The organism is Rhodopirellula maiorica SM1 (assembly GCF_000346295.1).
Classification (GTDB): Bacteria; Planctomycetota; Planctomycetia; order Pirellulales; family Pirellulaceae; genus Novipirellula; species Novipirellula maiorica.
In genome coordinates, this window is the sequence record NZ_ANOG01000022.1 from 1 (window position 1) to 5,376 (window position 5,376).

Below are 5,376 nucleotides of genomic sequence, written 5' to 3' on the forward strand. Positions count from 1 at the left end.
ACAATTGTCAATTTAACTTTTTCAATCGTCCTTGAGACAATCCGCCAGCGACCCGGCCGCTGACGCATCGCGGCTCATCCACCTAGTCATTCAACACCGGCGGCGACGTGACTTTCTCCATCGCTTGGCCGCAACAGAGGAACTTTGTTTGGCAATCGTCACAATCGCAGCCTTTGGTGACGTGAATCTCCATTTCACATTTGGCACAACGGTACATATCGCCGATTTTCGGAGCTTCGATTTGTGGGCTCATGATGGTTCCTTCGATAGGTTTGCGGGTTTGTTTTCCAGAGACAACCAACGCAAACGCTGTTCCATCCAGCGGAGGCCGCACACGGGCAAAGCGAATCAGCCGCCTGGAGCCACGAAGACCGCCGCAGCGGTCAACGGCCCCAAGCGACCGAAGGGAGGGAACCCGCTTTGAAGAACGGGGGGCAAAGGAAAACGGTCGCCCGCTCAGTTATTGCCGCGAGTTGGCATCGTTTCGCGGATTCGATTGGTTCGAAGTCCGGCGGTCATCCTCGAGTTGCTTGGCAAGCTGCTTTGTTTTTTCCAAGTGCATGCTCACTTTATTGGATGCCTGCTGCACGATCGGTTGCAATTCTTGTGGCCCCATGCTTTCGATCGCTCGCAATTCAGCAAGCAACATTGTGTGAGCCACGGTTTGCTGACCCAAGAAGGCCATATTGAAATCTTGACCTTCGTAATTTCCAAGCATCTCCTTCGTCATCTTCAGCGCATTATCGCAAGCTTGCTCGCTAATTTGGCACAACTCACGAGGAACCGTCTTGCCGGCAAATTGTGTCGTTCTGTCGCCTTGCAAATCGGATCGTGTCGCTGGCTGGTTGCCCGCAATCGTATTGCGGTCGGTGTGTGCTTGACCCGCAGCGGTACTGCCAGTGTGCTGTTGTCCGCCCTGCTGTTGTTGGCCAGCATGTTGTTGCAGCGTCTGATTGAGAGCCTGGTGATCTTGGATCATCGTTTGGGCGAGCCGTTTGACTTGTTGGTTGTCCGACTTCTGTTGCGCCAACTTCGCAATTTCGATCTCCGCTTCGTTTGCTTTAATCAGCTTCTGCACCAATGCTTGCTTTACGGTTGGCGCTTGTTGTTGCGAGTTTGTCGCGACACGTCGAGCTTCGTAGCGATCGCCTTGATCGTTTTGCGTACCCGCTGGCTGATCGGTGATCTGGCTTGGCAGCGTGGTAGGCTGGCCGGGTTGGTCGGTCGTTTGCCCCTGCTGGGCGGCTCTTTCGTCGATTTGGACGCCAGGTTGATCGAGCGTCGTCTGGCCATAAGCGGACGAAAGGCCGGGAATTGCCGCGATTGCAAGAACAGCGGCAGAGAAACGTAATGTCGACATGGGGAGGCTCCTGAATGTCGATTGAGATGGATGATGGCCGCGACAACCGCGTCGCAGCCGACCAAGGAAGAGGCGGTGCACGTCGTGTTCCCATTCGCCGGGTTGGGGGAGTTGGGAGTTGGGAGTTGGGAGTTGGGAGTTGGGAGTTGGGAGTTGGGAGTTGGGAGTGAGGAGACTGGCAGTAGCGAAACTCGCCAAGAGTTTCGTCAATGTGGGATAGGCTTCTCAGCCTGTCATCGTGTGCAAGGCCTCAAGTATTCACGCATTCCGCAAACGAAGCTCGCCAAGAGTTTCGCTGATTTAGCCTGACGTTACAATGATTCGTTTAACCGTCAGCCAAAGGCGTACGCTCTTTCGGATGCAAATAACTTTGGTGAGCCGCGGGCCGTAAGGCACCTTCTTAGTACGTAGGACCCGGCCGCTGACGCGTCGCGGCTCAATAAATCAACAACCCGTTCGCGGCGTTGGTTAACGCGGCTATCGGAATCATGCGGCACCATTGCTAAAGTCTCGACGAATTCTGCTACAGAGGTAGACACTCGAGTGCAAGCGGCCCATCCTCGCATCCTCGACCACTAAAAATTCCTTGCGGCGTTGCAGGTTTACGCCTTCGGAGATCAGTGGCGGCAAAATCGTCAAATTTGACACAAGAGGAAACGGCTGGGATGCCGAATACCTCTGTGAGTGGCGTGTTTTCGCCTTCCGGAGGGGGCACCTCGAATGAGACTCCGGGAATTGAATGCTTTTTACGCAGATTCGTTCAAGCTGCTGCAAGGATGTGTCCCATGGCGTGGTCGTCTCGTTGTCTATGTGCTCTGCTTCTTGTTATTGCCATTGCCGTCGCCGGCTGTTCTTGGCGGCGCAGCGAACGCAGCCACCATTTTCTAGATTCCACCTTTGGCGAGCGACACACTGGTCACCATTCACCCGATTCGGTTCTACACCTCGCGTCGGAACTGACCAGTATCGAAGACGAAATCCGGCGTAATGGTTCGATCACCGTCAAAGCGCCCGATGTGTGGGGTGACGCGAACTTAATGAGTTCGATTCAAGAATATGAAAAAGTAATGAAAGACAGCGTCGAGGACTTCGACGAGGTCCTGTCGGCCTATCTGGCCCGCAGCGATCAGGCGGAATTTCAATCGGCAACCGGAGTGGCAGCGGGCGCCGCAGGCGGTTTTGCCGCCGATACCGGCGCCCCCACCGCTCTGACGCAAGAACAGGTCGTTGAGTTGGTTTTACCAGCGGTCGGCAAAGGATCGGGCGCTAACATCCCCAACCAATTGCCAGGCGATTTACTGGAAAACTTGATTGCCGCAGCACCACCGAGGAAGCCCAATGTCGGGGTCGAGCCAACCGAGCTGTTGCGTCAAGAATCGACCTACATTCAAGTTAACCAAGCCCTGCGGCGACGAAACATGGGCGACGAACGGAGTCGGCAAGCCGGTTACGGACTGTACAAATTCCGCGTCCCGATCTCGGTGCTGCCTGGCCGCCAAACGCACGAAGGCTACTCCGCGGTCGTCAACATGCGTGCTCGATTGGCCGTCGATGCCGCACACTTGCGGTACACCTTTCCCAAATTGGTTGTCGCCGACGTCGTCGATGATCTGTCGGTCTACATCCATGGGAATTGGAAGGAATTGACCGCCGATGATGCGACGTGTTCGGAGGATGGGAAAATAGGGCTCTTGCAGTCCAGTGCCGAAACGGATAAATCGACTGAGCCTACAGTAGTCCAGGGGCGAAACGCCGACCCCAGTTTACAGGATATGTTGGTTGAGGAAACGAGGGCGTTAACCGATAATGGTCCTCCGCTCGATGTGACTTTAATCCAAACCCAAGAGATCTACGGGTGTGAAAGTGTGCTGGCGATCGCAAAATTGGCAGGCTCACAGTTCAAAGACGGACAGCCCAAGCTCGCAGAGCTTCGAAATTTCTTGTTCGAGAATCTGACTCAGCAGTATGAAATACTCCGCCGCCAAAACCTATTGTCACTGGCGTATGACGATCCATCCTTTCCGACCCCGTATGTCATCGCCGACGCAGCCAACGACGTGGCCAAGGGATGTGACGTCACGTCGGCCCGCTGTGCTTGGGTAAACGTGGCATCGTCACAAACCTGCATCGGTGAAAACGCACTCATCGCTTGGCCGCTGGCACTGCAGGCCGGTTTGCTTGACCACAACATCAAGCGGATGATCGAAGGCTTGGCGCTGGAAGGCAAGGTCAGTCAATCCGATGCGGCGCTCGCCGAGAGCGTCTACTTCTTTCAAGAAGAAGTCGCACCGCAAGAAGACGTGGTGCGTTTGTGGGAAATGGTCATCCAGGAAAACTTCCCTGTTCACGTCTTCGCGCTCGATCCTCAAGTCGAAGAACAGAATGTGTACGATGCCTTTAGCCGTCGCCGCGAGATGCAAATCGCACTGGCGATCTCGGTCGCTCGCGGGTCACTCAATACCGCACAGCGTGTGGACATGAGTCGTCAATTGGCCCTCGACATGGCGTCGATCGACCTGAATCGCACCGCAGTCGCCTTCAGTCACGATAATGACACGTTTGGATGGTACTTCTATCCGCGTGTGCAATCACCGCCGCAGGAGCGAAATAATGTCGCTGCGTTAGCGCGTCTGATCTGGTCCACCGGCCCGACCGAACATTACGACCAGAAACACCTGTCATTAGAACCCGGAATGCGCGAATGCGAAGTGTTGATTGCGATGCCCAGCTTCGTGCCGCACGTCGAGTTTGATGTCACCACGAACTGGGAGCGGCTGACCAAGCCAGGAGCGACGAAGCAGAGCTATGAAGAGATGGTCGCGTTGGGCGGCCGCATCCATCGGCTTCGCGGCAATTTGCGTGAGGCCAAGGACGCTCAGTGTTTCCGTCCCGGCGACTATGCTCGCCTGGTCAGTCGTGTGGACCAATTAGAGAAAATGTTGTCGCTGCAATCTTATGAGGTGAATGTGCCTTACGCCTACGAGCAATCCGGTACGACGCTATTCAACAAAGGCGACGTGCAGTTGCGTCCGGTGCTGCACGGCGTTTATGGGCTCGATTTTGTCACCACCGAAGAAGATGCTGGCAAGCCGACTCACTTCTTTTTGCAAGGCCAAAATTTCCATCCCACGCTCACGCACGTGATCATTGGCGGGGCGGAGAGCGACAGCTACAGTCCCGAAACCGAAGCCGATGTGCAAGTGATCAGCCGAGAACTGATCCGAGTGAAGGTGAACGGTTTGTCAGCCAAGCTGAGTGAGAATGACAAGTTTGTAATTCGCTGCGGAACGCCGGCCGGATTGTCCAATCCGCTTTGGGTTGATGCAAAGGCTGCCACGCCGCCAAAAACGACTGCCCCCGATTTTGCTTTGAAGAACACCGCAGCACTGAGCGGCACCATCAAGCTATCTGAAACAGGCCAACTTTCTGAAGTGGCCTGGAACGAACGCTGCAACCTGCAAGGTTCGATTCGCATCGACTACAGTGGCAAACGACCATTGCCGGTGGGCGCCCTGATCGAGGTGATTGCCGAGTTCACGATCCAGAGCAGCGATGGAGAGACGAGGGTTGTGTCGGTCCCGGTGGAGGCACATCTACGTGACGAAGAAACGATCGAGCTCAGTTGCGGCAAACTTCGCAACGCGATTGCCGACGCACTGGGGTCCGAGTTGCACGCAACAAAGGACTACGAGGTCGCCAAAGGAAAATTGTTGCTGCGATTTGGTGAGTGGCCGTTCATCTCTGTCGGAGGCGAGTTGTTGATGAAAGTCGTCCATGCCTCATGATGTCCGCCCCCTGAGATGCTACCGCAGTTGTAGGAGCAGGAGGCCGCGCAAGCGATGCCGGCGGAAGAGGACGCCAGTGCACTGCCCCCGTCATCCGCGGTTCGCCGCCTGCCTGTCGTCCCCGTGCGACTTCAATAGCCGCAGCGTCCCCGCGGTCGCCACGTCCCCGCAAACGAAACTCGCCAAGAGTTTCGTCAATGTGGGATAGGCTTCTCAGCCTGTCATCGTGTG

General features: G+C 55.7%; 3 protein-coding genes. 1 reads left to right on the forward strand and 2 read right to left on the reverse strand.

From position 1 onward, the window contains the following. Nucleotides 1-82 precede the first annotated feature (82 nt). Entirely contained in the window at nucleotides 83-253 is a 171-nt protein-coding gene (locus RMSM_RS40510; RefSeq protein ID WP_160168201.1) for a hypothetical protein, read from the reverse strand. 207 nt (nucleotides 254-460) lie between these two features. Then, complete coding sequence (locus RMSM_RS36265) at nucleotides 461-1,360, reverse strand: DUF4142 domain-containing protein (protein WP_008690115.1); 900 nt, start codon at nucleotides 1,358-1,360, stop codon at nucleotides 461-463. Between the two features lie 785 nt (nucleotides 1,361-2,145). On the opposite strand from RMSM_RS36265, the gene RMSM_RS00805 reads away from it, so the two are divergent. Continuing rightward, nucleotides 2,146-5,145, forward strand: coding sequence for a hypothetical protein (locus tag RMSM_RS00805; protein ID WP_008690118.1), 3,000 nt, complete (start codon nucleotides 2,146-2,148; stop codon nucleotides 5,143-5,145). Nucleotides 5,146-5,376 lie beyond the last annotated feature (231 nt).

Bases quoted from the DNA above. Each gene is read 5' to 3' on its own strand.
- RMSM_RS36265 (WP_008690115.1), bottom strand. From the start codon at position 1,360: ATGTCGACATTACGTTTCTCTGCCGCTGTTCTTGCAATCGCGGCAATT.
- RMSM_RS40510 (WP_160168201.1), bottom strand. From the start codon at position 253: ATGAGCCCACAAATCGAAGCTCCGAAAATCGGCGATATGTACCGTTGT.
- RMSM_RS00805 (WP_008690118.1), top strand. From the start codon at position 2,146: ATGGCGTGGTCGTCTCGTTGTCTATGTGCTCTGCTTCTTGTTATTGCC.